The organism is Arthrobacter sp. YAF17 (assembly GCF_052113365.1).
Classification (GTDB): Bacteria; Actinomycetota; Actinomycetes; order Actinomycetales; family Micrococcaceae; genus Arthrobacter.
The window spans coordinates 21153-46378 of sequence record NZ_JBFRDB010000032.1 but is presented as its reverse complement, the minus strand read 5'-3'; the positions used below and the strand labels follow the sequence as shown (position 1 = coordinate 46378).

General features: G+C 68.1%; 24 protein-coding genes. 13 read left to right on the top strand and 11 right to left on the bottom strand.

All coding sequences use genetic code 11. The features are described from left to right. Window positions 1–255: 255 nt before the first annotated feature. Both AB4Y67_RS18125 and AB4Y67_RS18120 read left to right on the top strand, forming a co-directional pair. Window positions 256–1581 (top strand): carboxylesterase family protein, encoded by a 1326-nt coding sequence (locus AB4Y67_RS18125; protein WP_441407147.1) that lies wholly within the window; start codon window positions 256–258, stop codon window positions 1579–1581. Window positions 1582–1586: 5 nt separating this feature from the next. Then, window positions 1587–2393, top strand: a complete 807-nt coding sequence (locus tag AB4Y67_RS18120; protein WP_441407146.1) for a DUF429 domain-containing protein — start codon at window positions 1587–1589, stop codon at window positions 2391–2393. A gap of 16 nt (window positions 2394–2409) precedes the next feature. Here AB4Y67_RS18120 and AB4Y67_RS18115 read toward each other — a convergent pair whose 3' ends face one another. After that, window positions 2410–4839 carry a phosphoketolase family protein gene (locus AB4Y67_RS18115; protein WP_441407145.1) on the bottom strand — a complete coding sequence of 810 codons (2430 nt, stop codon included), beginning with the start codon at window positions 4837–4839 and terminating at the stop codon, window positions 2410–2412. A gap of 197 nt (window positions 4840–5036) precedes the next feature. On the opposite strand from AB4Y67_RS18115, the gene AB4Y67_RS18110 reads away from it, so the two are divergent. Then, the gene (locus tag AB4Y67_RS18110) at window positions 5037–5636 is read left to right on the top strand and encodes a MarR family transcriptional regulator (RefSeq protein WP_441407144.1); all 600 of its coding nucleotides are present in this window, start codon (window positions 5037–5039) and stop codon (window positions 5634–5636) included. Between the two features lie 38 nt (window positions 5637–5674). Here AB4Y67_RS18110 and AB4Y67_RS18105 read toward each other — a convergent pair whose 3' ends face one another. Together AB4Y67_RS18105 and serS are read right to left on the bottom strand one after the other, a co-directional pair. Next, the gene (locus AB4Y67_RS18105) at window positions 5675–6547 is read right to left on the bottom strand and encodes an HAD family hydrolase (protein ID WP_441407143.1); all 873 of its coding nucleotides are present in this window, start codon (window positions 6545–6547) and stop codon (window positions 5675–5677) included. Between the two features lie 131 nt (window positions 6548–6678). Next, window positions 6679–7959, bottom strand: coding sequence for a serine--tRNA ligase (serS, locus tag AB4Y67_RS18100; protein WP_441407142.1), 1281 nt, complete (start codon window positions 7957–7959; stop codon window positions 6679–6681). 89 nt (window positions 7960–8048) lie between these two features. Between serS and AB4Y67_RS18095 the strand changes: the two genes are divergently transcribed. Then, complete coding sequence (locus AB4Y67_RS18095) at window positions 8049–9113, top strand: diacylglycerol/lipid kinase family protein (protein WP_441407141.1); 1065 nt, start codon at window positions 8049–8051, stop codon at window positions 9111–9113. A 22-nt stretch (window positions 9114–9135) separates the two neighbouring features. Here AB4Y67_RS18095 and AB4Y67_RS18090 read toward each other — a convergent pair whose 3' ends face one another. The 3 genes from AB4Y67_RS18090 to AB4Y67_RS18080 form a co-directional block, all read right to left on the bottom strand. Further along, window positions 9136–9375 (bottom strand): hypothetical protein, encoded by a 240-nt coding sequence (locus AB4Y67_RS18090; RefSeq protein ID WP_441407140.1) that lies wholly within the window; start codon window positions 9373–9375, stop codon window positions 9136–9138. A gap of 93 nt (window positions 9376–9468) precedes the next feature. After that, the gene (pheA, locus tag AB4Y67_RS18085) at window positions 9469–10449 is read right to left on the bottom strand and encodes a prephenate dehydratase (RefSeq protein WP_441407139.1); all 981 of its coding nucleotides are present in this window, start codon (window positions 10447–10449) and stop codon (window positions 9469–9471) included. An 18-nt stretch (window positions 10450–10467) separates the two neighbouring features. Next, a complete protein-coding gene (locus AB4Y67_RS18080; RefSeq protein ID WP_441407138.1) occupies window positions 10468–10794 on the bottom strand; it encodes a rhodanese-like domain-containing protein in 327 nt (108 codons plus the stop codon). Window positions 10795–11067: 273 nt separating this feature from the next. Between AB4Y67_RS18080 and AB4Y67_RS18075 the strand changes: the two genes are divergently transcribed. From AB4Y67_RS18075 to AB4Y67_RS18055, 5 genes are all read left to right on the top strand, one after another. After that, window positions 11068–12507, top strand: a complete 1440-nt coding sequence (locus tag AB4Y67_RS18075; RefSeq protein WP_441407137.1) for an amidase — start codon at window positions 11068–11070, stop codon at window positions 12505–12507. A 105-nt stretch (window positions 12508–12612) separates the two neighbouring features. Beyond that, window positions 12613–13725, top strand: coding sequence for an alcohol dehydrogenase catalytic domain-containing protein (locus tag AB4Y67_RS18070; RefSeq protein ID WP_441407136.1), 1113 nt, complete (start codon window positions 12613–12615; stop codon window positions 13723–13725). Window positions 13726–13924: 199 nt separating this feature from the next. Next, complete coding sequence (locus AB4Y67_RS18065; protein ID WP_441407135.1) at window positions 13925–15394, top strand: peptide MFS transporter; 1470 nt, start codon at window positions 13925–13927, stop codon at window positions 15392–15394. A gap of 4 nt (window positions 15395–15398) precedes the next feature. Beyond that, window positions 15399–15647, top strand: coding sequence for a hypothetical protein (locus AB4Y67_RS18060; RefSeq protein ID WP_441407134.1), 249 nt, complete (start codon window positions 15399–15401; stop codon window positions 15645–15647). A 2-nt stretch (window positions 15648–15649) separates the two neighbouring features. Further along, window positions 15650–16048 (top strand): hypothetical protein, encoded by a 399-nt coding sequence (locus AB4Y67_RS18055; protein ID WP_441407133.1) that lies wholly within the window; start codon window positions 15650–15652, stop codon window positions 16046–16048. On the opposite strand, the gene AB4Y67_RS18050 is transcribed toward AB4Y67_RS18055, so the two are convergent. Next, complete coding sequence (locus AB4Y67_RS18050) at window positions 16045–16668, bottom strand: DUF4190 domain-containing protein (RefSeq protein ID WP_441407132.1); 624 nt, start codon at window positions 16666–16668, stop codon at window positions 16045–16047. The two genes, AB4Y67_RS18055 and AB4Y67_RS18050, sit on opposite strands and share 4 nt — an antisense overlap. Before the next feature lie 135 nt (window positions 16669–16803). On the opposite strand from AB4Y67_RS18050, the gene pgm reads away from it, so the two are divergent. Continuing rightward, complete coding sequence (gene pgm / locus AB4Y67_RS18045) at window positions 16804–18477, top strand: phosphoglucomutase (alpha-D-glucose-1,6-bisphosphate-dependent) (RefSeq protein WP_441407131.1); 1674 nt, start codon at window positions 16804–16806, stop codon at window positions 18475–18477. A 67-nt stretch (window positions 18478–18544) separates the two neighbouring features. Here the strand turns inward: pgm and AB4Y67_RS18040 are convergent, their stop codons facing one another. Then, window positions 18545–19708 (bottom strand): GGDEF domain-containing protein, encoded by a 1164-nt coding sequence (locus AB4Y67_RS18040; protein ID WP_441407130.1) that lies wholly within the window; start codon window positions 19706–19708, stop codon window positions 18545–18547. A gap of 342 nt (window positions 19709–20050) precedes the next feature. Then, a complete protein-coding gene (locus AB4Y67_RS18035) occupies window positions 20051–20656 on the bottom strand; it encodes a malonic semialdehyde reductase (protein WP_441407129.1) in 606 nt (201 codons plus the stop codon). A gap of 259 nt (window positions 20657–20915) precedes the next feature. On the opposite strand from AB4Y67_RS18035, the gene AB4Y67_RS18030 reads away from it, so the two are divergent. After that, window positions 20916–22265, top strand: a complete 1350-nt coding sequence (locus AB4Y67_RS18030; RefSeq protein WP_441407128.1) for a uracil-xanthine permease family protein — start codon at window positions 20916–20918, stop codon at window positions 22263–22265. Window positions 22266–22277: 12 nt separating this feature from the next. Here AB4Y67_RS18030 and AB4Y67_RS18025 read toward each other — a convergent pair whose 3' ends face one another. Continuing rightward, the gene (locus AB4Y67_RS18025; protein ID WP_441407127.1) at window positions 22278–22799 is read right to left on the bottom strand and encodes a hypothetical protein; all 522 of its coding nucleotides are present in this window, start codon (window positions 22797–22799) and stop codon (window positions 22278–22280) included. A gap of 70 nt (window positions 22800–22869) precedes the next feature. Beyond that, window positions 22870–23769, bottom strand: a complete 900-nt coding sequence (locus AB4Y67_RS18020; protein ID WP_441407126.1) for an SDR family oxidoreductase — start codon at window positions 23767–23769, stop codon at window positions 22870–22872. Window positions 23770–24070: 301 nt separating this feature from the next. On the opposite strand from AB4Y67_RS18020, the gene AB4Y67_RS18015 reads away from it, so the two are divergent. Together AB4Y67_RS18015 and AB4Y67_RS18010 are read left to right on the top strand one after the other, a co-directional pair. Beyond that, the gene (locus AB4Y67_RS18015; protein ID WP_441407149.1) at window positions 24071–24517 is read left to right on the top strand and encodes a DUF6328 family protein; all 447 of its coding nucleotides are present in this window, start codon (window positions 24071–24073) and stop codon (window positions 24515–24517) included. 1 nt (window position 24518) lies between these two features. Then, window positions 24519–25223: a DUF6766 family protein gene (locus tag AB4Y67_RS18010; RefSeq protein ID WP_441407125.1), complete on the top strand. Its 705-nt coding sequence runs from the start codon at window positions 24519–24521 to the stop codon at window positions 25221–25223. The last annotated feature ends 3 nt before the right edge of the window (window positions 25224–25226 follow it).

Below are 25226 nucleotides of genomic sequence, written 5' to 3'. Positions count from 1 at the left end.
CCGGGCAGAGGCTTCCTTGACCGACACCCCCTGCCGCAGAAGCGAAAAGAACTCATCCTTCAGCGCATCCGGCGCCCGAAAACCACTCGGCATGGCAACCTCCAAAAAATCAGATGTTGCAACGACCGTATGATTCTGCGGCCTCGGGACGGGCGCTAAGTGACCCCGCGTTGCTGTTTAAGGCCCGACGGCGGCTCACGTTAGTGGGTTGGCGATTGTCAGTGGCGGGTCAGGAATGTGTGAAATCGTTGGCTCATGAACGCCGAGCCTTCCTTTAATCCCCCCTGCGGTCCGGTCGCCGGATGGCAGGACGGCGACGTGGTCCGCGCCACCGGAATCCCCTACGCCACTGCGGGACGGTTCCAGCCCCCGGTGGCTGCACCCGACTGGGCCGGGGTACTCGCGGCCACCTCCCTTTCCCCGGCGTGCCCGCAGGGTCCGGTGCCGTTCCTGGATGACATCCTCGGTACCCGCTACGGCGAGCTTCCCGGCAGTGAGGACTGCCAGCGGCTCTCGATCACCATGCCGGCGGGCCTCGCCGCGGACGAGCGGGTCCCGGTGATGGTGTGGCTCCACGGCGGGTCCTACACGTCCGGCTCCGGCGACCTTGCCATCTTCGATCCCAAGGCCCTCGTCGCGGAAAACCGGGTCATTGTTGTATCCGTGACGTACCGCCTGGGCCTCTTCGGTTACCTGGCAACCGGCACGGGCCGCCCCGCGAACCTCGGCCTGCTGGACCAGCTCGAGGCGTTCCGCTGGGTCCAGCGCAATATCGGCGCCTTCGGCGGCGATCCGGGACGCGTCACGGCCTTCGGGCAGTCCGCCGGGGGCGACGCCGTCGCCCACCTCATGGCGACGCCGGAGGCCCCCGCTCTCTTCCAGCGCGCCATCATCCAGAGCGCACCGCTTGGCATCACCCGGGGCCGGGAAAAGATGAGCACCGCCATGGGCATCGCTGCCGAAACCGTCACCGAAGACACCCCGGCGATGGACGTCGTGGAGATCGAAGGGCACGTGTCGCAGGTGGCCCGGAAATTCGGGCTGGTCGCGGCCATGCCGTTCGGCACCCAGTACGGGCACGCTCCCCTGCCGCCGGAATCCGGCATTGAGGACGCTTGGAATGCCACGGCCCCCGGGATCGAGGTCCTGATCGGCCACACCTCCGATGAGGCCCGGCTGTTCCTGCCGCGCAACCGGGTTGTCAGCCGCCTGGCCAGGGTCCCATTCCTCGGAACCGCTGTGGTCCAAGCAATCAACTGGGCCGTGACCGAGGCGGTCTACGGCAGGGGCGCCCGGAAGTTTGCCCGCCGGCACGCGCAGGCGGGCGGCACGGCGTACAGCTACGTGCTGAGCTGGGCGGCGCCGGGAAACGTCTACGGTGCCGCGCACACCGTTGACCTGCCGCTGCTGTTCGGCGACAGGCAGACCTGGGCGGGAGCGGGCCTGCTCGCGGGTGCTTCGTGGGAGGAAATCAACGCCCAGGGCCGGGCACTCCGCGCCGTCTGGGCCCGCTTTGCCGCCGGGGACGGCCTGGACAGCCGCGGCGGACTGCCCGGAGCCCTGCGGTACCACGAGGTCTGAGCCGGATGACGGTCGGTTCCACGCCCACGTCCCTGCGCCCCTCGGGCCCGCGGGTGTTGACCCTCGGCGTCGACCTCGCCGCGGCCGCGCGGAAAACCGCCGCCGCCGTCCTCGAATGGGGCGACGGCGGTGCCCGTCTGGTGCACCTGGCCCTCGACGTCAGCGATGAGGAGATTGTCCGGCTCTTCGGCTCCGCCGACATGACCGGGATCGACTGCCCTGTGGGCTGGCCCGATGCCTTCCTGCCCTTCCTGGCCGGGCATCTGGCGGCCGAGCCGCATCCCGTGCTGGACCATGACGGAATCGAGGGCCGCCGGCTGCTGGCCTACCGGGACACCGACCGCTTCATCACCGCCCGGACCGGGCTGATCCCGCTCAGCGTCTCCGCCGACCGGCTGGCCCATCCCGCGATGCGCTGCGCCGTCATCCAGGCCAAAATCGCGTTGGAACACGGACCACAGGCCAGGGACGGCAGCGGCCGGCTGGCCGAGGTCTATCCGGCGGCGTCACTGAAGTCCTGGGGCCTGTTGGCCCGCGGCTACAAGGGCCGCGGCAGCGCGGAAACCCAGCGGCTGGCCGGGATCCTGGACGGGCTGCAGCAGGCAGCACCCTGGCTGGACCTGGCCGGATTCGAGGACCGGCTGGCCGGCTCCGATGACATGTTCGACGCGCTCATCGCCTCCCTCACCGCGCGGGCAGTGGGCCTCGGCACGACCATCCGCCCGGATGCCGGGCATGCCCGGGCGGCCCGGACCGAGGGCTGGATCCACCTGCCCGCCGCCGGGCTGGGCGTGCTGGCCGGAATCCCGTAGCGGTCCGGCTGCCGGGCTACCCCAGGCCGAGGGTCCAGCCGCTGATTTCCTTCGAGTCCTCGCCGTGGTCCCGGGTGTGGTTGTGCGCCCGGATGCGGTTGTCCTGCAACGCCTGCCGCAGCAGCGAGTGCTTCTCCGCCAGGCCCGGCACCCGGTCGATCGCGTCGATGGCGAGCTGGAAGCGGTCGATCCCGTTGAGCATGGCCATGTCGAACGCCGTCGTGGTGGTGCCTTCCTCCTGGTAGCCGCGGACGTGCAGCCCCTCCTGGTTCGTCCGCCGGTACGCCAGCCGGTGGATCAGTGCCGGATAGCCGTGGTAGGCGAAGATGATGGGCTTGTCCGCCGTGAAGATCCCGTCGAAGTCCCGGGATGTCAGGCCGTGCGGGTGCTCGCCGGCGTCCTGAAGCCGCATCAGGTCCACCACGTTGACCACCCTGATCTTCAGCCCGGGAGCGCCGGCCTTGAGCAGTTCCGCAGCGGCGACCGTCTCCACGGTGGGCACGTCGCCGGCACAGGCCAGCACGACGTCGGGCTCCTCGCCGGGGACCTCGGACCCGGCGAACTCCCAGATTCCCAGGCCGCGCTGGCAGTGGTGTGCGGCCTCGGCGGGGCCGAGCCAGGTCGGCGAGGGCTGCTTGCCGCTGACCACGATGTTGACGTAGTCCCGTGACTCGAGGCAGTGCTCCATGACGGAGAGCAGGGTGTTCGCGTCAGGCGGCAGGTACACCCGGATGACCTCGGCCTTCTTGTTCACGGCGTGGTCGATGAAGCCGGGATCCTGGTGCGAGAAGCCGTTGTGGTCCTGCTGCCAGACATGCGAGGACAGCACGTAGTTGAGCGACGCGACCGGGCGGCGCCAGGCCAGGTTACGGTGCACCTTGAGCCACTTGGCGTGCTGGTTGAACATCGAGTCGACAATGTGGATGAAGGCCTCGTAGCAGCTGAAGACACCGTGTCGCCCGGTCAGCAGGTACCCCTCCAGCCAGCCCTGGCACAGGTGCTCGCTGAGGACTTCCATGACCCGTCCGGCGCGGGCAAGGTGCTCATCGACTTCCTCGATCCGGTACTGCCAGACCTTGTCCGTGACCTCGTAGACGTCCTGCAGCCGGTTGGAGGCCGTCTCGTCCGGGCCGAACAGCCGGAACGTCTCGGGGTTGAGACTGATCACGTCCCGGAGCCAGGACCCCAGCGTGATCATGGCGCTGACCCGCTCCACCCCCGGCTGCGCCACCGGGACGGCGTGGTCCCCGTACTCCGGCAGCTTGAGGTCCCGCAGCAGGACGCCGCCGTTCGCATACGGGGTGGCGCTCATCCGGAGGTCGCCCGCGGGGGCATTCGCTGCGACGTCCGGGCGGAGGCGCCCGGCGCCGTCGAAAAGTTCGCCGGGCCGGTACGATTCGAGCCACTCCCCCAGCTGCTCCAGGTGCTCCGCGTTGGTGCGCACCTCGGACAGCGGCACCTGGTGGCTCCGCCACGTCCCTTCCACCTGCAGCCCGTCCACTACCTTGGGCCCGGTCCAGCCCTTCGGCGAGCGCAGCACGATCACGGGCCAGCGCGCCGCCGGCCTGCCGGCTGACCCGTCTCCCGGGGCGGTTCCTCCCTCGCCCGGTCCGGCGGCATCGCCCCTCCGGGTCGACTGGATGTCCCGGATCTCGGTAAGGCAGTCGTCCAGCACGGCTGCGAAGTCCCGGTGCGCGGCCGCCGTGTCGTCCGGATCGGCCACTGTCACAAAGTGCGGCTCGTGCCCGTAGCCGCGAAGCAACTGCTCCAGCTGGGCTTCGGGCATACGTGCCAGGATGGTGGGGTTGGCGATCTTGAAGCCGTTCAGGTGCAGGATGGGCAGCACCGCGCCGTCATGCACGGGGTCCAGGAAGTTGTGGGAATGCCAGCTCGCCGCCAGCGGCCCGGTTTCCGCCTCGCCGTCACCGATGACGACGGCGGTGATCAAGTCCGGATTGTCGAAGACCGAGCCGTAGGCGTGCGCCAGGGAATAGCCGAGCTCTCCGCCCTCGCTGATGGAGCCAGGGGTTTCCGGGGCGGCGTGGCTGGGAATGCCGCCGGGGTAGGAGAACTGCCGGAACAGCTCAGCCATGCCCGGTTCGTCGTCGCCGACGTTGCTGTAGATCTCGGAGTAGGTGCCCTCAAGCCAAGCATTCGCTACGACTGCGGGACCGCCGTGTCCGGGGCCGGCAATGAACAGCATGCTCTGGCTGTCCCGGCGGATGACCCGGTTCAGGTGGGCGTAGACGAAGTTCAGCCCAGGGGTGGTGCCCCAGTGGCCCAGCAGCCGGGATTTGGTGTTGCCGGGGGCCAGGGGCTCCCGCAGCAGCGGGTTGGACCGAAGGTAGATCTGCCCGACGGACAGGTAGTTGGCGGCCCGCCACCAGCGGTCCACGAACTCCAGCTCGTCGTCACCGAGCCGGGCATCGTTCGCGTCACGTTTCAATGCAGTCCTCGTTTCCCTCGGGCCTCCGTCGGCGGCGCAGCATCCATCGCAACATCTCCGGTCAGTTGGGGGCAACCCGCCCGTTCCGGTTTCCAGCCGGCCGCCGATTCGGCGTTTCCACCGGCTCTGGCCGTCATGTGACAAGGCCCGACTGGGACATTTGCCACGAATCTACCACCGGGTAGTGTGGTCCCAGAATGTTCACGCTGACCATCAACCAGACAGACAGCCGGCGCGACGGCGACTGCGTGCCACAGCTCCTCAAGGACCTGCGGCACATCCCGGCGCGCCTCGACTTCGACCGTTCCGTGGAGGACGAGGTCCAGGGCATCGTGGACGTTCCGCACCAGGCCGTCGAGGCGGCGATGATCGCCCTGCGGACCGGCGCCTGGTACGTCGGGATCGGCGTCGGGCCGGTCAATGAGCCGCTGCCGAACCAGATTAAGGACGCCTCAGGCCACGGGCTGATTTACGCCCGCCGGGCCGTGGACCGGCTGCGCAACGGCAAGGACCGCATTCCGGTGGCCGTGGAGGGCCCGCTGGCCGACCTCGCGGCGGAGTCGGAAGCTGTACTGCGGCTGCTGGGGCACATCGTGCACGACCGCAGCCCCGCGGAATGGCGCGTGTTGGACCTGCTGACCCCGGGCGTCCGCGGGCAGCAGAAGGCGGTGGCCGAGGAACTCGGCATCACCACCCAGGCAGTCAGCAAGGCCGTGGCGCGGGCACAGTGGAATGAGGAACACGCGGCGCGTCCCGCCGCGGCCAGGCTTCTGGGCCTCATCCTCGAGGTGCGCTGACGGCACGAGGCTGACAGAACCCGGCCCGCGCGGCGTTGCTAGAGCAGCAGGCTGCGCAGCACGTGGGCGGCGCCGTCGTCGAACACGGAGTGGGTGACCTCGTCCGCGGCGGCAATGACTTCCTCGGGCGCCTGGCCCATGGCAACGCCGCGGGCGGCCCAGGTGAGCATTTCGATGTCATTGCGGCCATCGCCGACGGCGACCGTGCGGTGCGCCTCGACGTCGAGCCGTCCGCGGAGGTGCTCCAGCGCGCTGGCCTTCGTGACGCCGGCGGCGGCGATGTCCAGCCACGCGGTCCAGCCCACCGAGTAGGTCACCCCGGCCAGGCCGATCTGCCGGATGGCGGTGTTGAACTCGTCGGGCGTGTTCTCGGCGCTGAAGACCACCACGCGGACCGCGGTGGCCTCCAGCATGGTCTGGAAGTCGACGCCGATGGCCTCCACGCCGAAGCTCATGTCCTGGAAGCGCTCGGTGGAGAGGAAGTTCCCGTCCTTGTCCTCCAGCGCGTACTTGGCCGTGGGGAGCCGCTTGCGCAGCGCACGCAGCACGGGACCCGGGTCGAACGTGGCCTTGTGCACGATCTCGTAGCCGTCGCTGAGGCTGGAATCCAGGCGCAGCGTGACACCGCCGTTGGAGCACACGGCGTAGCCGTTGTCGATGCCGAGGTGCTCGATGATGGGCAGCGCCGCGTTGAGTGACCGGCCGGTCGCGATGGTGACGTGGTGGCCGGCGGCGACGACGTCTCTGGCGGCTTCGCGGACGGGCACGGACATGTGGCCGTCGTGATCCACGAGGGTTCCGTCGACGTCGAGCGCGACCATCAGCTTGTGGGCAGCTGCGTTCTTCTGGTTCTGGTTGTTGTCTCGCCGGTCATCGTTGCCGGCGACTGAGGATTCAGTCAATGTTGTCATCTCACAAGTAGAGCAGACACCCCCGACAGCCGCTAGGACGCAGGCCACAGCGTGCGGTGAACCGGGGATGAACAGTTGCTGGCGCCCGTGGTCCCGCCGCACTTGGCGGGGCCACGGGCCGGGACTGCGGGTCAGATGACCGGGAAGACCGTCATGCCGCCGAGGTACTTCTGCAGTGCCTTCGGGATGCTGACGGAGCCGTCCGGGTTCTGGTGGTGCTCCAGGATGGCAACGATCCAGCGGGTGGTGGCCAGGGTGCCGTTGAGCGTGGCGACGGCGCGGGTGCCCTTGGGGGCCCCGTCCTCGTTCAGCACGCGTTCGCGGATGTTGAGCCGGCGCGCCTGGAAGGTGGTGCAGTTGGAGGTGGAGGTCAGCTCGCGGTACGCGCCCTGCGTCGGGACCCACGCCTCGCAGTCGAACTTGCGGGCGGCGGAGTTGCCGAGGTCTCCCGCGGCGGTGTCAATCACCCGGTAGGGCAGTTCACACTTGGCCAGCATCTCTTCTTCCCAGGCCAGCAGCCGGGCGTGCTCGGCCGCGGCCTCCTCAACGGTGGTGTAGATGAACATCTCCACCTTGTTGAACTGGTGGACCCGGATGATGCCGCGGGTGTCCTTGCCGTGTGAACCGGCCTCGCGGCGGTAGCAGGAGCTCTGCCCCGCGTAGCGGATCGGCCCGGCGGAGAGGTCCAGGATCTCGTCCGCGTGGTAGCCGGCGAGGGCCACTTCGGACGTGCCCACGAGGTAGAGATCGTCCTCGGCGAGGCGGTAGATCTCGGCGTCGTGCTTGACGTCGAAACCGGTGCCCTGCATGGTTTCCGGACGTACCAGCGTCGGCGTGATCATCGGCACGAAGCCGGCGTCGATGGCCTGCTCCATGGCCATCTGCAGCAGCGCCATTTCCAGCCGGGCTCCGACGCCGCGCAGGAAGTAGAAACGCGATCCGGAGACCTTGGCGCCGCGCTCCATGTCGATGGCGCCGATCAGCTCACCGATCTCCAGGTGGTCCTTGGGTTCGAAATCGGTGAATTCGCGGGGGGCGCCGACGGTCTTGACCACGATGAAGTCGTCCTCGCCGCCTTCGGGGACGCCGTCCACGATCAGGTTCGGGATGCCGCGCAGCAGTTCCTCATGGGCGGCCTGCGCGACGTCGGCCTCGGCGGAGGCGGCCTTGACCTCGCCCGCGAGGATCTTCACCTCGGCCAGCAGGGCCTGCTTTTCTTCGCCCTTGGCCTGTGCCACCTTCTTGCCGAACGCATTCTGCTCGGCCCTCAGGTTCTCGAAGCGGATCAGGGCGGCGCGCCGGTCCGAGTCCGCGGCGATGATCGCGTCCACCACGGATTCGTCGGCGCCGCGGGCGCGCTGGCTGGCCCGGAACTTGTCCGGATTTTCGCTGAGGTCTTTTACGTCGATCACCAGACAAGAGTATCCAATCCATCCACCATTACCGGGCAATCGACAGGCAATCAGGGCTCCGGCCACCGGCGGGATAGTGTTGGAGCACAATGCGCGACTGGCTGCTGTACCTCATCATCGCTGGAGTCCTGGCGTTCGCCGTCTCCAGTTGGTGGGGGGTGCGCAAGCTCAAGGCCAAACACACCCGCAGCGCCGTGTGGGAGGAAACGCACAGCCCCGGCCAGGGCCAGCAAAAGGTCGCCGTGGTGATGAACCCCATCAAGTCCCGGTCCGATGAGGCTCGCACGGTGATTGAAAGTGCATGCGCCGCGGCCGGCTGGGTGCCGCCGCGGTTCTTCGACACCACCGCCGAGGACCCCGGATTTTCACAGGCGCGTGCCGCGATCGAGTACGGCGCCGACGTCGTCCTCGTGGGCGGCGGTGATGGCACTGTGCGGGTGGTGGCGGACGCCCTCGCCGGCACGGACATCGCCATGGGCCTCATTCCGCTCGGCACCGGCAACCTGCTGGCCCGCAACATCCACCTCGACGTGGGCGACCTGAACGGAAGTGTCCAGACCGCCCTGTTCGGGCACCAGCGCTTCATCGACACGGCGCGGATGAAGGTGGAGAACTCACGCACCAACGCGGCGGCGGAGCACACGTTCCTGGTCATTGCCGGCATCGGCATGGATGCGGAGGTCGTGGGCGACACCAACGACGGGCTGAAGAAGGCCGTGGGCTGGCTGGCCTACACCGAAGCGGGCGTGCGGCACCTCCCGGGCCGGCGCAAGAAGGTGTCCATCGCGCTGGACGACCAGCCGGAGCAGAGCCGGAAGATCCGCAGCGTGCTGTTCGCGAACTGCGGCCTGATCCCCGGCGGCATCGACTTCATCCCCCAGGCCATGATCGATGACGGGATGCTCGACGTCGTGGTGATGAGTCCGCGCAGCGCGATCGGCTGGCTGGCGATGTACTGGAAAATCGTGCTGAAGCACAAGAGGAACCTGCCGGTGATGACGTATTACCGCTCGGGCAAGGTCACCATCCGCTGCGCGGAGCCGATGCCCACACAGGTCGACGGCGATCCGACCGGGGCGGCCACGAAGGTCACCGTGCAGATTGCCCCCGGCTCGCTGCTCGTCCGGGTCAAGGAAGGCACCGAGGGAGATTAGCCGCAGCTGCCTTTGTGGCGGCCTACTTCTCCGCGGCGCCCTTGGCTGCGGCTTCCTTGTCCGCGGCTGCGGATTTCTTCGCTTCCGCGGCCGCCTTGGCGGCGCGCGCCTCGGACTGTTCGCGGATCATGGCCTGCTCCTCCTCGAAGCGCAGCCGGTCTGCACGGTCGGCGTCGTCGCCGTCCCAGTCCTGGTTGTCAGCGGTCGGCTTGGGATTCACGATCATTCCCTGGCCGTCATTTTCAAGGCTGGTTCCTGCCATGACCTGCTCCCTCGATAGAGGACTTCCCCAATATGGATCAGGCAAGCATACGCACAGTTTCATAGGGGCGGAAGTGCCCGATGTGGCATTTGTCTACGCTGTGGGCGAAGCCCCGGACGTATATTCCGGCACCACTGATGCTCCGGACAGTATGTCTTTGACCCACGCATGGGCGGCCCGGAATGCCTGGTCGGACGTGTGGGGCTCCACAACGGTCCGGTGCCCGTCGGCGCGGCCATAGGAACCCAGGAAGCGGGTGGCCGGGCTGATCCGGTGCAGGCCTGCCAGGGCGTCCGCGACGCGGGCGTCGGCCACGTGGCCGTCGGCGTCGATGCTGAAGAAGTAGTGGCCGAGGTACTGGCCGGTGGGCCGGGACTCGATCCGGCTGAGGTTCACGCCGCGGGTGGCGAACTGGTCAAGGATCTCCATGAGGGCGCCGGGGCGGTCCTCCGGCAGCGGCACCACCACAGTGGTCTTGTCCGCGCCGGTGGGCTCCGGCAGTTCACCGGGCCGGCCGACCAGCACAAAACGTGTCACCGCACCGGGGTTGTCACCGATGTTCTCCGCCAGCACCGCGAGTCCTGGCTGCTCTGCCGCCACGATCGGGGCGCAGATCGCCGCGTCATAGTGGATGTCGCCTTCCAGCAGTCCCATGGCCGCCCCGGCCGTGGAAGAGCCCGGGATATATTCCGCATTTGGAATGTTTTTTTCTGCCCAGAGCCTGCACTGTGCCCAGGCGTGGCCATGCGTGGAGATCCGGCGGATGTCCTCAATCCTGGTTCCGGGCCGGGCCACCAGTACGAAGCTGATCGACACCAGGGCCTCACGCAGGATCCGCAGTTCCTGTCCGGTCGCGATTGCGTCCAGGGTGGCGGTGACGCCGCCTTCCACGGAGTTCTCGATCGGCACCATCGCCGCGTCCACCGAGCCGTCGCGGACCCTGTCCAGCGCCGTGTTGACGTTCGACGACGGTACGCGGACGGCGTCCTCCGCGCCGGGGACCTGCATCAGGGCTGCCTCGGTGAAGGTGCCCGCGGGTCCGAGGAAGGTGTATGTGACGGGTGATGCGGGCATCGGCGCTTCTTTCTTCAACTACAGGATGACGGGCTTGAGTCCGTTGCCGGACACCAGCGGCATACCGGTTTCCAGCCACTGGTCCATGCCGCCGGCCACGTTCAGGGCGGAGTACCCCTGCCCGGTGAGCCACTGGGCCGCGCGGAAGGAGCGGCCTCCGGTGCGGCAGATGATGTAGAGGTCCTCGTCGGGGTCGAGTTCCTCGAGCCGGGCCGGGAGCTGGTCCAGGGGGATGTGCAGCGCGCCGGCGGCGTGGCCCGCGACCCATTCATACTCTTCGCGGACGTCAAGGATCCTGGCCCCTTCGGGGATCCCGGACACGGTCACGGTGTCAAAGTCGCTCATGGTCGTCCCTCCGCAGAATGCATGGTCTGCCTCCAGCGTATCGCCAGCCGCCGGTGCCGCACCCCTACCCGGCAGCACGTTACGCTTCTGGGATGGCGCACAGGAGACCCGAGGCAGCTGACCGGCCGGCGATCCCTGTGGCAGCCCGCACTTCAGCCCACGGGACATGCCCTCCCCCCGCCGCGACGACTGGGCACAATGCCACCATGCCCACCCGCCGGCACCAGCACTGGACATGTCCCCCCGAGGGCGCACCCGGGGAGCCGCGTAACTGTGGCTGAGATCCACGAGCTCTCCGCCGTGGAGCTCCGCGATGCCCTGCGCACCGGCGAGCTGTCCTCGCGGCAGGCCACGGGGCATTTCCTCGACCGGATCGCTGCTGAAAACCCTCAGCTGGGCGCCTTCATCACGGTCACCGCGGAGCAGGCACTGCTGGACGCGACCATGGCGGACGATTCCCACGCCCGGGCCGCGCGGGACGGGACCGGCGTGGGACTGCTGCACGGGATGCCGGTGGCCTTCAAGGACCTGACGGACGTCGCCGGCGTCGTCACCACCCACGGCAGCGCCGCATTGGACCACAAGCCCGCCCTGGCCGACGGCGCCCTCGTCGCCACCCTGAAGGGCGCGGGTGTGGTCTCGCTGGGCAAGACCCAGGTTCCGGAGTTCGGACTGACGGCGTACAGCGAGAACCGGATCGCGCCGCCCTCCCGGAACCCGCATGCCCTCAGCCGCAGCTCGGGAGGTTCCAGCGGGGGCAGCGCCGCGGCGGTGGCGGCCGGGCTGGTTCCCTTTGCCCCCGGTTCCGACGGCGGCGGCTCGGTCCGCATTCCGGCCGCCGCCTGCGGGCTGGTGGGCCTCAAGCCCGGCCGAGGGCTGGTTCCTGCGGGTGAGAGCACCGGCGATCCGGCCGGGCTGGTGGTGTCCGGGCCGCTGGCCCGTTCCGCGGCCGACRCCGCGCTGCTGCTCGATGCCATGGTCCCCGGGACCGACCCCGGGCACGGGAAGACCGCGCCCAGCTACCTCGAACTCACAGCGCAGGACTCGCCCAGGCTCCGGATCGGGGTGAGCCTGGACAGCCCGTGGCAGACGATCTTCCCCTTTACCCCGGAGCCCGCGGCGCTGGATGCCCTGGCCGAAGGCATCCGGCGGCTCGAGGCGGCCGGGCACGAAACCTCGGAAGCCTCCATCCGCTACGACAACCGCTACCCGGGTGCGTTCACCACGGCCTGGACCGCCGCCGTCGGGGACGCCCGGATCACTCCCCAGCGCGAGGCACTCCTGACGCCGCTGACGCGGACATTCCGGCTCCGCGCGCAGCAGCGCGGGCCGGCCAAACTCGCCGAATCCCTCGGTTTCCTGCGCCAGTTCCAGCGGGACACAATTGCCCAGTACGCCGCCTGGGACCTGATGCTGATGCCCGCGCTGGCGCAGACCCCGCGCCCGGTGGGCTGGTTCACCGGAGCCGCCCACGGCGACGGGTACTGGCCGGCGGCCGAATGGGCGGGGGATGCCGACGGCGATTACCGCAAGCAGTGCGAGTACGCGCCCTGGTCGTCCATGGTGAACGTGTGCGGGCTGCCTGCGATCAGCATCCCGGTGCACTGGACCGGCGGGGCAACGGGTGCGGGGCTGCCGATGGGCGTCCAACTGATCGGGCCGATGGGTTCCGAGGCGCTGCTGCTGCAGCTGGCCGCGCAGTTGGGGTGCTAGCCCCGCTACCCGCCCGGCGTGGGTGAATTACCGGGCAGGTGCCGCTACGGTTTAGCAGAGTAAAGCCACAACGTTTTCAGCCTGGAAACCACATGAGAGGGATCGATGAAGATTACCGGCGCAGTACTTGAGGAAATCGGCCGCCCCCGGCCGTTCGCGGATTCCAGGCCCATCACCATCGCCGAGCTGGAACTCGAGGGTCCCGGCCCCACCGAAATCCTGGTGCAGATCGAGGCGGCCGGCATCTGCCACTCGGACCTGAGCGTTGTGGACGGCAACCGGGTGCGTCCGGTGCCGATGCTGCTGGGGCATGAGGCCGCAGGGCGCGTCGTCGAGGTCGGCTCGGACGTCACGGACCTCGCCCCGGGCCAGCGCGTGGTGATGTCTTTCCTGCCCCGCTGCGAAGAGTGCGAAAACTGCGCCGAAGACGGCCGGCTCCCCTGCACGGCCGGCTCGAAAAGCAACGGCGAAGGCACCCTTCTGCACGGATCGATGCACCTGGACCGCGACGGCGAGAAGATCTTCCACCACCTGGGCGTCTCCGGCTTCGCCACCCATGCCGTGGTGGACCGCGCCTCGGCCGTACCGGTGGACGACGACATCCCGGCGGACGTCGCCGCCGTCCTCGGCTGCGCCGTGCTGACCGGAGGCGGTGCCGTCCTGAACGCAGCGCGGCCCAGGCCGCAGGACAGCATCATGATCGTGGGGCTCGGCGGCGTCGGCATGGCCGCGCTGATCACGGCAATATCGCAGGGTGTTTCGCGGATCGTTGCCGTGGACACGCTGGCGGAAAAACTCGAGCACGCCCGCCGCCTGGGCGCCCACGAGACCTACACCCCGCAGCAGGTGCTCGAGGAGGGCGTCAAGGCCAGATACGTGATCGAATGCGCCGGGAATCCGCGGGCCTTCGAAACCGCCTTCGCCGCGACCGCGGCGGGCGGCACCACCATCACCGCCGGCCTGCCGCACCCGGACGCCCGCGCCCAGATCCCGCCGCTGACCGTCACTGCCGAGGCCCGGACTATCGTCGGCAGCTACCTCGGCTCCGCGGTGCCGTCGCGGGACATTCCCAAATACGCCCAGCTCTGGCGGGACGGGAAGCTGCCGGTCGAAGAGCTGATCTCCTCGCGGATCGCGCTGGCGGACATCAACCAGGCCATGGACCAGCTGGCCGACGGGAAGGCCGTGCGCCAGGTCATCATGTTCGACGCCGGGTAGCCGCGCCCCGCTTGACCGCTCCACCCCGCCCGCATCCCGCCCCCGTTGCGCTATCAGACGTTGCTGCCATTCCGGCCCAATAGCAGCATTAACTGCCAGCGCAACGGGGCGGAAAAGGAGGGCGAAACGCCGGGCGCGTGACTTGCCCCGGGGCGCCGCGAATGTGACAATCCCGCGTCACAGTGTCAGCATTAAGTAAATGAGCACAACTCATTTATCCCGTCCCCCCGCTACAACGCCGGGCGATACGTCCTTTTTTGGCCACCCAAAGATGCTGGCCAGCCTCTTCTCCGTAGAGATGTGGGAGCGCTTCTCCTTCTACGGAATGCAGGGCATCCTGCTCTACTACATGTACTTCACGGCCGCTGAAGGCGGTCTGGGAATCGACAAGGCCCTCGCCGCCGGCCTCGTCGGCGCCTACGGCGGCGGCGTGTACCTCTCCACCATCCTGGGCGCGTGGCTCGCGGACCGGCTCTTCGGTTCCGAAAAGGTGCTGTTCGGCTCCGCCATCCTGATCATGGCCGGCCACATCGGCCTCGCCCTGGTACCGGGCATTCCGGGCCTAATCACCGGCCTGGTGCTGGTCGGCGTCGGCTCCGGCGGCCTGAAGGCCAACGCCACAGCCCTGGTGGGAAGCCTCTACCGGGAGAAGGACGAACGCCGCGACGCCGGATTCTCCATCTTCTACATGGGCATCAACGCCGGCGCGCTGATCGGCCCGCTGGTCACCGGCTGGCTGCAGGAAAGCCAGGGCTTCCACTGGGGCTTCGGCGCCGCCGCCATCGGCATGGGCGTGGGCCTGGCCATCTACTCGGTGGGCCGCAAGAAGCTGCCTGAAGAGGCAAACCGGGTGCACAACCCGCTGCCCGCCGCCGAGCGCACCAAGTACGGCCTGCGCTTCGCCGCCATCGCCGCCGTGATCGCCGTGCTGCTGGCCACCGGCATCGTGAACGCCGGGAACCTGGCCATGTCCATGGCCTACGCGGCCATCGGCGCGTCCGTGCTCTACTTTGCCCTGATCTTCAGCAGCAAAAAGGTCAACGGCACCGAACGCCGGCGCGTCGGGGCATTCATCCCCCTGTACATCGCCTCGGCCGCATTCTGGGCCCTGTTCCAGCAGCAGTTCACCTTCATCGCCGTGTACTCGGAGGAGAAGCTGGACCGGAACCTGTTCGGCTGGGAAATGCCGGCAGCCTGGGTCCAGTCCATCAACCCGGTCTTCATCATCATCTTCGCCGGCGTGATGGCTGCGCTCTGGACCCGGCTGGGCCGCAAACAGCCCGGCTCAGCGCTGAAGTTCTCGATTGGCCTCTTTGTGATGGGCCTGGCCTTCCTGGCCTTCATCCCGCTGGCCGGAGAGGGCAAGACCCCGCTGCTGGCACTGGTGGGCATCCTGTTCCTGTTCACCCTCGCGGAGCTCTTCCTGTCCCCCATCGGCCTGTCCGTGACCACCAAGCTGGCGCCGGAGGCCTTCCGCACCCAGATGGTGGCGCTGTTCTTCCTCTCGGTGTCGCTGGGCACCACCCTGGCCGGCCTGCTCTCCGGCCTGTACAACCCGGAGGACGAGCTGCCCTACTTCATCGGCATCGGCGGCACGGCCATGCTGCTCGCCGTTGGCCTGGCCGCGGCCTCGCCGGCGATCAAGAAGCTGATGGGCGGCGTACGCTGAGCCGATGAGCTCCAGGCACCGCGCGCCGCTTGAGTCCCGCGTCTACGCCCCCGCCGCAGGCGAGGCGTCCGACGTCGAACTCATGCCGGCGGGCGATGTCACCGCCGGTGTGGTGCGGGTGGGCGGAACCATCCGCCGCCCGCACCAGCCCCAGTCCCTGGCCGTCGCCGCGTACCTTGACTGGCTGGAAGACGCCGGATTCGACGGCGCCCCGCGGTTCCTGGGCCGGGACGCGTCACGCCCCAAAACGTAGTGGTGCGGGGCGGCCGTGCCGCCGGACTGGTTGACTTCGACCTCGCCGGCCCCACGACGGCGCTCAAGGACTCCTTCAACACCGCGATGCACTGGGTTCCGCTCCGGGACCCCGCCGACGCCTGGCCCGGCTGGGAGGCGGTTGACCCGTTCCGGCGGCTCCGGATTTTCGCTGACGCCTTCGGCTGGAACGACGAGGAACGCCGGCGTTTGCCCGCGTTCGGAATCGAGGCCACCGCTTTGAGCCACGAGCGGATGCGGCACAACGCCAAGGCGCTCGGCGGCGGCTGGGCGCGGATGTGGGACGACGGCGTGGGCGACGTGATCCGCCGCCGCGGCACCTGGCTCGAAGCCAACGCCGGACGGCTGGTCGCGGCTCTTACCTCTGGCGGAAGTGCCTAGACCCCGTACCCCCGGTAGGTCGAGCTGCCGATGGCCAGCCCCACCACGATGAGCACGATCACCAGAATGGCCAGCGCGATCCCCACATAGCCCATGACCAGGCCGGCAATGGCCATGCCCTTGCCCGCCGGCTCGCGCTTAAGGGCCATGTGCCCCAGGATGACCGCCGCGAGCTGCGGCAGGAGGAAGAAGCCCAGCCCCACAAAGGCGGCGATGCCGCAGCACAGGCTGGCGATGCTCAGGCCCTTGGGTTCCGGCGGGACCCCGTAGTACGCCGGCTGGCCGTAGGCGTTGAACGGCGTGCCCGGCTGGCCGTACTGAGGCGGCTGGCCGTACTGAGGCTGCTGCCCGTAAGGCTGCTGGCCGTACGGCTGCTGGCCATACTGTGCCGGGGTGCCGTACGGGTCGGTGGGCTGGCTGTAGTCCGGAGCGGACTGGCCGTACTGCTCGCCTTGACCCGGCGCTCCGGATGTCCGGTGGCCGTAGTCCTGCTGCTCGAACGCCGACGTCGCGGGCGGTGCCGGCGGCGGAGGAACATCGGACTCCTGCGCCGGAATATACGACGGCGGCCGGTAGCCCTCAGGAGTCTCGTCTTTGTCCGGTTTCGGCTGGTCAGTCATGGTTTTCCCCTCGTGAAGTCTCTGGATTCAGCCTACCGCCGCGCCGCTTCAAGGGGCAGGATATTTCTTGCGTCACAGGGGCCGTATTCCGCCGAAATCATGTCCCCTGCCGCGACGGTCTGGCATGCTGGTGCCATGGCTAGCCGCGCGGGCACTGTTGCCCAACCCCAAGACCTTGTTGATCTCACTGCGCTCCTGGATGCGTACTACGACGTTTCACCGGATCTGGGCGATCCCGGCCAGCGGGTGGTCTTCGGCACGTCCGGGCACCGGGGGTCGAGCCTGAAAGCCTCCTTCAACGAACCCCACATCCTCGCCATCACGCAGGCGATCGTGGAGTACCGGGCAGGCCAAGGGATCACCGGGCCCCTGTACCTTGCCAAAGACACCCATGCCCTGAGCGAGCCGGCGCAGAATTCCGCCCTGGAAGTCCTCGCGGCCAACGGCGTCAACGTGCTGATCGACGCCCGCCACGGCTACACCCCCACCCCGTCACTGAGCCACGCCATCCTGACGCACAACAACAACTCCCCGGCCGGGGCCCCGCAGGCAGACGGCATCGTGGTGACGCCGAGCCACAACCCGCCCGGCGACGGAGGCTTCAAGTACAACCCCCCGCATGGCGGACCCGCCGACTCGGACGCCACCGGCTGGATCGCCAACCGCGCCAACGAACTGCTGGAAAACGGCCAACGCGGGGTGAAAAGGATTCCCATCGCGGACGCCCTCAGCGCGGGCACCACGGGCAAGTTCGACTTCCTCAGCAGCTACGTGGACGATCTCCCCTCCGTCCTGGACCTCAATGCCATCCGCGAGGCCGGGGTCCGGATCGGCGCCGACCCGATGGGCGGAGCGTCGGTGGACTACTGGGGCGAGATCGCCGAACGCCACCACCTGAACCTCACGGTGGTCAACCCGACCGTCGATCCGCAGTGGGCGTTCATGACGCTCGACTGGGACGAGAAGATTCGGATGGACTGCTCCTCGCCGTCGGCGATGGCCTCGCTGATCAACCGCATGGCTGCTGGTGCGGACGGGTCCGCACCCTTCGACATCGCCACCGGCAACGACGCCGACGCCGACCGGCACGGGATTGTGACGCCGTTTGTCGATGGGCAGGGCGGGCTGATGAACCCGAACCACTACCTCGCGGTGGCGATTGACTACCTCTACCGCCACCGGACCGGATGGAACCCGCAGTCCGTGATCGGCAAGACCCTGGTTTCCTCCTCCATCATCGACCGCGTGGCCGAAAGCCTGGGCCGCAAACTGGTCGAAGTTCCGGTGGGCTTCAAGTGGTTCGTCCCGGGGCTGCTCTCCGGCGAAGGCGCCTTCGGCGGCGAGGAATCCGCCGGCGCGTCCTTTAACAGAAAAGACGGCAGCGTCTGGACCACCGACAAGGACGGCATCCTGCTGGCGCTGCTGGCGTCGGAGATCACCGCGGTAACGGGGAAGTCGCCGTCGCAGCTCTACAAGGGCCTCACCGACCAGTTCGGCGACCCGGTCTACGCGCGGATCGACGCAGCGGCCACCCGGGAGCAGAAGGCAGCCCTCGGCAAGCTCTCACCGGCAGACGTAACCGCCACGGAACTCGCGGGAGAACCCATCACGGCCAAGCTGACCGAGGCGCCCGGCAACGGGGCATCGATCGGCGGGCTCAAGGTGGTCACCGAGAACGCCTGGTTCGCGGCCCGCCCCTCCGGCACCGAGGATGTCTACAAGATCTACGCCGAGTCCTTCAAGGGCGCCGAACACCTCAAGCAGGTCCAGGCCGAGGCAAAAGCGCTGGTGGACGGCGTCATCTCCTAACGCGGGCATCTGCCAACGGCCGGGCCTTCGGGCCGGGCGTCGGCCCGCCGGTTCCGGGCCGGGCTGCTTAGGCGGGTTCTGCCTCGAGGCTGCCGGCGAGCACTGAGCGGTCGCGGCCCAGGGTCTTGGCACTGTATAGCGCGGCGTCCGCGGAGGCGATCAACGCGTCAAGGTCCACGCGGCCGGGCGAGGTCGACGCGATGCCGTAACTGGAAGTAGGCAGGCAGGGGATTACGGGCGACGCCGACGCCTGCACCCGGGCACTGATGTCCCGGGCGATGTCGGCGGCCGTTTCCGGCGAAACGCCCGGCAGTAGGATGATGAATTCCTCGCCGCCGTAGCGGCCCACAAGGTCCGTGGATCGGACGGTGGACGTGCAGGCCTCTGCGAACGCCTGCAGGGCGGTGTCGCCGGCCGAATGGCCATACTCGTCGTTGATGGATTTGAAGTGGTCCAGGTCCGCCAGGATCAGCGACGCCGTGGTCCGGGCACGGGTGAGGCGGCGCAGTTCGTCCTCGGCCAAGTCAAGGAAAGCCGTGCGGTTCAGCAGCCCGGTCAGCCCGTCCACCGTGGCGCGGGCACGGAGGTCCTGGGTCTGTTGCTCGTAGCTCAGCTCCGCCATGGTGAACGACGCCACCACCATGATCACGGCCGAAGTCACCGTCGCCGGGACGGATCCAAAGACGGTCAGGAACACAGCTCCGTCGGGTCCCTCGAGAACGAAGGTGACCAGGCGGCCCAGATAGAACGCCGCGAGGAAGGCGGAGCCCACGGCCAGCGTGCGGTGCACGCGCGAGAAGTGCCTGTCCAGCAGGAACAGTTCCCGGCAGGCGAAGCCGATCAGCAGGCTCATGAATCCCAAATAGGCCGGGCCGCCGGACCACACGTTGGTGGCGGGCTGGTCCAGTACCGAGGCCACGGCCGTTACGGCGGGGCCGGCTGCCAGATACCAGACCTTGGGGACGCTGGTCCGCAGCGAACGCGCGCCCGCCCAGATGCTGGACGCGCCGGCCACGAGTAACACGTTCCCCAGCGGGTTGGCCCAGACCTGGTGCGGCGTACCGTCCAGCAGGTAGGCCGCGTTGCCGGACAGGAAAAACAGGAGCGCAAGGCACCACGAGCCGCTGTAGGCAGACCGCGTCCGGCGGAACGTAATGAAGTAGAAAAGCAGCAGCAGCGTCAGGTCGACCACCGCCAGGGCGACACGCAAAGATAAGGTGTCAAGCGTCATGTAGTGGCCCCCCGGTCCGCTCGCAATAGCCCGATATGCGCCGACTGAGCGCCACAGGTGAGCCTAGTATTGCACCCCGTCGCACAAAGTGTGACACCCGTCTCGGACATGACTTAACGCGACCCGCTGTTCGACCGGCAAGTCCGCCACGAAACCCCATTGCGGGCCCCGCAGCCCTGTAGCCAGAGGACCGAAGCGGACTAAACTGGAAGCGGCCCCGGATGCGGCCTTGCGCTCAACCGCAGAATTGCGTCCCGAGTGCCTCCGGCCTGTCCCCCATGGTGCCGGAGGCACCTCCGCGTAAAAACGTGCCGGAGGCACCTCTGGGTCAGCGGCTGCCCGTCAGACGGTGCGGACGACGTCGTCGTAAGCGAACTTCGGCTTGGCTGCACCCCAGGCGTCGGCCGCGGCCTGTCCGATGTTGACGACGAGGAAGCTCTTCTGGCCGCCGTCGGGGAAGAATGCCTCGTCAATCGCGGTGAAGTCCGCGCCCGTCATGGGTCCGGCGGAAAAGCCGAGGGACCGGACGGCGAGGATGAAGTAACCGGCTTGCAGGTGGGCGTTGTTGTTGCCGGTGGCCGCGGCGAGGTCCGGGGCGGCGTCGTACATGGCCTTGGGGGCGTTGTAGCCGGGCAGGAAGTTGTCCCACTGGTCCTGCCAGGACGTGTCGTAGCTGAGGACGGCGACGAGCGGTGCGGAAGCGGTTTTGGCGCGGTTGCCGTTGGCGAGGGTTTCCACTAGAGTAGCGCGGGCCTCGGCGGACCGGACGTAGGTCACGCGCAGCGGCTGGGAGTTGAACGCGGTGGGCCCGAACTTGGTGAGTTCGTAGATGGCCCGGGCCTGCTCGTCGGTGACCTCACCGGTGAAGGTGTTGGCGGTGCGGGCCTCGGCAAAGATGGCGTCCACTGCGGCGGCGTCGATTACTGCTTCTTCATGGGCGATGGTCAAGAGCATCCCTTTCGCTGGGCGTACCCGCCGGGAACGGCGGCCACTGGTTACTGTCTATAGTTGCAACTTCAACTTGTGCTTCCCACTTCCCGCAACGCCCCGTGACGTCCGGCACAGCGGCGCCGTCGTCAGTTACAGCCGCGCAGCCGTCAGATACAGGGCCGCCGCCGGCGACGCATGCCGGAAACACCGGCGCGGTAAAGTTGCCCCCGGAAGATTCCTTCCCGCCCCGCCACACATTCTCTGAAAGGCCCCGGCAATGAGCATGCTCGGTACCAAATGGAAGCTCCACGGCAACGGCAAGGCCATCCGCCCCGGTGAGGTCGTCAGGCCGGACGAGCGCCTTGCCTGGCCGCTGACCATCGGCGTCGGAATGCAGCACGTCGTCGCCATGTTCGGCGCAACTTTCCTGGTCCCGATCATCACGGGCATGCCCCCGGCCACCACGCTCTTCTTCTCCGGCATCGGCACACTGCTGTTCCTGGTCATCACCAAGGGCCAGGTGCCCAGTTACCTCGGGTCCAGCTTCGCCTTCATCGCACCGATCATGGCCTCGCAGCAGCAGTACGGCGTCGCCGGCGCGCTCGGCGGCGTGGTGCTGGCCGGCGTCGGGCTGGCGGTCATCGGCGCGGTGGTGCAGAAGTTCGGCGCCGGCTGGATCAACCGCCTGATGCCGCCCATCGTCACCGGCGCCATCGTGGGGCTGATCGGCCTCAACCTCGCCCCGGCCGCCAAGGCCAACTTCGATGCCGCCCCGATCACGGCCCTCATCACCCTGGCCACGATCATCGTCGTCAGCGTCTTCTTCCGCGGCATCCTGGGCCGGCTGAGCATCCTGGTCGGCGTTGTGGCGGGCTACCTCGTGGCGATGATCCGGGGCGAAGTTGACTTCACCAAAATGGACTCCGCCGCCTGGGTGGGACTGCCGTTCTTCCAGACCCCCGAATTCCACATCGGCGTCGTCGGCCTGTTCGTGCCGGTGGTCCTGGTCCTCGTGGCGGAGAACATCGGCCACGTGAAGTCCGTGTCCGCCATGACCGGCCAGAACCTCGACGGCGTCTCCGGGCGGGCGCTGATGGCCGACGGCGCCGCCACCGTCCTTGCCGGCATGGGCGGCGGCTCCGGCACCACCACCTACGCGGAAAACATCGGCGTCATGGCCGCCACCAAGGTCTACTCGACGGCGGCCTACTGGGTTGCCGGTGTCTTCGCCGTGGTGCTGAGCTTCTCGCCCAAGTTCGGCGAACTCATCGCCACCGTCCCGGCCGGCGTCCTGGGCGGCGCGGCGACGATGCTCTACGGCATGATCGGCGTCCTGGGCGTCAAGATCTGGGTGCAGAACAAGGTGAACTTCTCCAACCCGATCAACCTGACCACGGCCGCCGTCGCACTGATCGTCGGCATCGCCGACTACACCTGGACCATCGGCGACCTCGTGTTCACCGGCATCGCCCTCGGCTCGGCGGCGGCCCTGGTGATTTACCACGGCATGACGGCGATCGCGAAGGTCCGCGGCACCGTGGCCGAGCCGGAAACGGACACCACGTGGGTGTCCGGATCCCGGCCTTCGCTGCGTCGCGCGGCGGTGCGGGCGGCGCGCTGGCTTTAGCTGGCGGAGGCTTTAGCCGGCGTCGAAGGGTTCCTCGTCGTCGCCGTCGCCGTCCTTGGCCGATTTGCTTTCGGGCAGGTCCGTTCCCGATCCGTCCGGAAGGCCGGCCGCATCCTGGCCGGGCTCCGAGGAGAACGGCCGCCCGGCGTCGGGCTCTTCGGTGTTGGTCGCATCCATCTCCGCCTCAGCGGATGGCATGGCCACCTCGGAATTCTCCGTGGCGTCTGCGTCGTAGCCGGGGGTTGTGCTGGCGTTTTCTGAACTCATCTGTTCCTCCGTTCCTCCGAAGCGTCCTGCTCCGGGTTCTCCTGCACTGTCTTGGTCTTCGGCGCCGAACTGGCTCAGGTCCGGTGCGCCGGCGGGGTAGGTCTCGCCGTCCGGGCTGTCCTGGCTGAGTCCGGCGGCGTCGAAAGCTTCTTCTTCGCGGGGCTGGGCGAACTTTTTGGCGTCTCCGCCCGGTAGCTCCTGCTCCACCGTCGGCGTTCCGTAGCCGCCGGCTTCCTCGATCGGTTCCTGCTGCTGTTCCTCGGTCATGCTGTTCCTCCCGTAGTGGAATGGTGAACTGCCTGGTTTCTTGGATCTGCCGGAATTGCCGTGACAGGGGTCAGAGGCCTTTGCCGCCGGTGACAGGCAGGACCGCGCCGGAAATGTAGGAGCCGTGGTCGGAAGCCAGCAGCACGTAGGCCGGCGCGAGCTCAGCCGGTTGTCCCGCGCGCTGCAGCGGGGTGTCCTGCCCGAACGACGGCAGCTTCTCCGGCCACTCGGTCGCCGGGATCAGGGGCGTCCAGATGGGTCCCGGTGCCACGGCATTGACCCGGATTCCCTTCGGGCCGAGCTCCTGAGCCAGGGCCTTGGTGAAGGCGACCTGCGCGGCCTTGGTCATGGCGTAGTCGATCAGCTCCGGCGAGGGGTTGAACGCCTGAATCGACGCCGTGGTGATGATCGACGCGCCAGCCTCCAGGTGCGGCACCGCCGCCCGGGCGGTCCAGATCAGCGAGTAGAGGTTTGTCTGGAAGACGCGGTCGAACTCCTCGGTGGGGAGCGACTCGAAGCTGTCGCGGTTCTTCTGGTACGCGGCGTTCAGCACCACAACGTCGAGCCGGCCGAACTCGGCGAGCGCGTCGTCGACGATCCTGGTGGCGAATTCCTCGTTGCGTCCGTCCCCGGAGATCAGCAGCGCCTTGCGGCCGGCTTTGCGGATCCACGCCGCAGTGTCCTGGGCGTCGGTTTCCTCTTCCGGCAGATAGGAGATGGCGACGTCGGCCCCCTCGCGGGCGAACGCGATCGCCACCGCCTTGCCGATCCCGGAATCCCCGCCTGTGATCAGCGCGGCCTTCCCGGTGAGGGCGCCGCTGCCTTCGTAGCTCTCCTCGCCGTGGTCCGGCTGGGGGTCCATGGGCGCGGTGAGGCCCGGCTGTTCCTGCACCTGCTCCGGGAACGACCCGGAGTAGTAGCCGCCCCGGGGGTCGCGCGGCTGGTCCTGCTGTTTGCGTGAATCGCTCATCGTCCACCTACCCAACGTGTCGGTTTCCTAGGACCGCGTCGCCCGCAACGGGCAATGGCCCGGAGCTGCGACGCTGCCCGCGAAGTAAACAATCCCACCCTACCCGCAAAATTGATCAGTACGCTTAGTACCGGCTTGAATTCCGTAACGCTCAAGCCTAGGTTGAGAGTTGGCTGCCGCCGCAGCCAGACCGTCATCCAGTGGAGGCCACTTGTCCGATTTAGAGCCGGAGTCCGCTCCCGGGGAGTCCCCGACTGGGGGCAAGAACCAGTACACGGCGGGCGGGCGCAACGAGTCCGCCATCGAAAAACTGGACCGCAACTGGATGGAACTGCTGCAGGAGCTGCGCGTGTTGCAGACAGGTGTGCAGATACTGGGGGGCTTCCTGCTGACGCTGCCCTTCCAGTCGAGGTTCGAGACGCTGGACGATTTCCAGACTGCCCTCTACCTTGCCAACGTGGCGCTGGCCGCCCTCACCACTGCGCTGATCCTGCTGCCCGTGAGCGTTCACCGCCGGCTGTTCCGCCTGCATCTTAGGGCGGCCCTCGTGGCCAGCGCGGACCGGATCGCCAAGGTGTCCCTGGCCTGCGTCGGGCTCCTTAGCGTGGGCACCTCGGCACTGGTCTTCGACGTCACCGCAGGCCGGGCGGCGGGGCTGTGGGCCGGCGGGGTGCTGCTGGTTGTACTGCTCGTCCTGCTGGCTTACGTACCGAGCAGGCTCCGCCGGCATGCCGAAAGAGGTAACTGACATGGCAAACCCAAGCCCGCAGGGCACACAACCGGGACGAAGCAAGGGCTCGTGGGTCAAGAACCACGGCCTGCTGCTGGCCAATATCGGCCTGTTCGTGGTGTTCTTCGGCGGCATGGTCCTCAGTGGAGCCGCGGACTACAGCTCGGACCAGCTGGCCCACGGCGAGCCGGCCGTGACGGTGCTGGGATACCTGGGCACCGGCGCGTTCGTCGAAGCGACATTTGAGAACTGGGAGTCCGAGTTCCTGCAGATGGGCATGTACGTCATCCTGACGGTCTTCCTGTTCCAGAAAGGATCCTCGGAGTCCAAACCGGTGGGCCGGGATGCCCCGCAGGACGAGGACCCCCGGACCGCGGACCTGAAGGCGGCCACCCCATGGCCCGTGCGCCGCGGGGGGTGGGTCCTCAAGCTGTATGAACACTCACTGTCGATCATGTTCCTGCTGCTGTTCCTCGCATCTTTCGTGCTCCACGCCGTCGGAGGGGCGGACGCGTACAGCTCCGAGCAACAGAGCCACGGCGAGGCTCCCGTGACAGTCCTTGAGTATCTCGCAACGAGCCGCTTCTGGTTTGAGTCCTTCCAGAACTGGCAAAGCGAGTTCCTGGCGGTCGCCGTGCTCGTGGGCGCTTCGGTGTACCTACGGGAGCGGGGCTCCCCCGAATCCAAACCGGTCGCGGAGCCGCACTATGAGACGGGCGCCTAAGCG

Bases quoted from the DNA above. Each gene is read 5' to 3' on its own strand.
- AB4Y67_RS18030 (WP_441407128.1), top strand. From the start codon at position 20,916: ATGAGCATGCTCGGTACCAAATGGAAGCTCCACGGCAACGGCAAGGCC.
- AB4Y67_RS18125 (WP_441407147.1), top strand. From the start codon at position 256: ATGAACGCCGAGCCTTCCTTTAATCCCCCCTGCGGTCCGGTCGCCGGA.
- AB4Y67_RS18120 (WP_441407146.1), top strand. From the start codon at position 1,587: ATGACGGTCGGTTCCACGCCCACGTCCCTGCGCCCCTCGGGCCCGCGG.
- AB4Y67_RS18020 (WP_441407126.1), bottom strand. From the start codon at position 23,769: ATGAGCGATTCACGCAAACAGCAGGACCAGCCGCGCGACCCCCGGGGC.
- AB4Y67_RS18090 (WP_441407140.1), bottom strand. From the start codon at position 9,375: ATGGCAGGAACCAGCCTTGAAAATGACGGCCAGGGAATGATCGTGAAT.
- AB4Y67_RS18060 (WP_441407134.1), top strand. From the start codon at position 15,399: ATGAGCTCCAGGCACCGCGCGCCGCTTGAGTCCCGCGTCTACGCCCCC.
- pheA (WP_441407139.1), bottom strand. From the start codon at position 10,449: ATGCCCGCATCACCCGTCACATACACCTTCCTCGGACCCGCGGGCACC.
- AB4Y67_RS18110 (WP_441407144.1), top strand. From the start codon at position 5,037: ATGTTCACGCTGACCATCAACCAGACAGACAGCCGGCGCGACGGCGAC.
- AB4Y67_RS18040 (WP_441407130.1), bottom strand. From the start codon at position 19,708: ATGACGCTTGACACCTTATCTTTGCGTGTCGCCCTGGCGGTGGTCGAC.
- AB4Y67_RS18095 (WP_441407141.1), top strand. From the start codon at position 8,049: ATGCGCGACTGGCTGCTGTACCTCATCATCGCTGGAGTCCTGGCGTTC.
- AB4Y67_RS18065 (WP_441407135.1), top strand. From the start codon at position 13,925: ATGAGCACAACTCATTTATCCCGTCCCCCCGCTACAACGCCGGGCGAT.
- AB4Y67_RS18050 (WP_441407132.1), bottom strand. From the start codon at position 16,668: ATGACTGACCAGCCGAAACCGGACAAAGACGAGACTCCTGAGGGCTAC.
- AB4Y67_RS18070 (WP_441407136.1), top strand. From the start codon at position 12,613: ATGAAGATTACCGGCGCAGTACTTGAGGAAATCGGCCGCCCCCGGCCG.
- AB4Y67_RS18105 (WP_441407143.1), bottom strand. From the start codon at position 6,547: ATGACAACATTGACTGAATCCTCAGTCGCCGGCAACGATGACCGGCGA.
- AB4Y67_RS18010 (WP_441407125.1), top strand. From the start codon at position 24,519: ATGGCAAACCCAAGCCCGCAGGGCACACAACCGGGACGAAGCAAGGGC.
- pgm (WP_441407131.1), top strand. From the start codon at position 16,804: ATGGCTAGCCGCGCGGGCACTGTTGCCCAACCCCAAGACCTTGTTGAT.
- AB4Y67_RS18025 (WP_441407127.1), bottom strand. From the start codon at position 22,799: ATGACCGAGGAACAGCAGCAGGAACCGATCGAGGAAGCCGGCGGCTAC.
- AB4Y67_RS18080 (WP_441407138.1), bottom strand. From the start codon at position 10,794: ATGAGCGACTTTGACACCGTGACCGTGTCCGGGATCCCCGAAGGGGCC.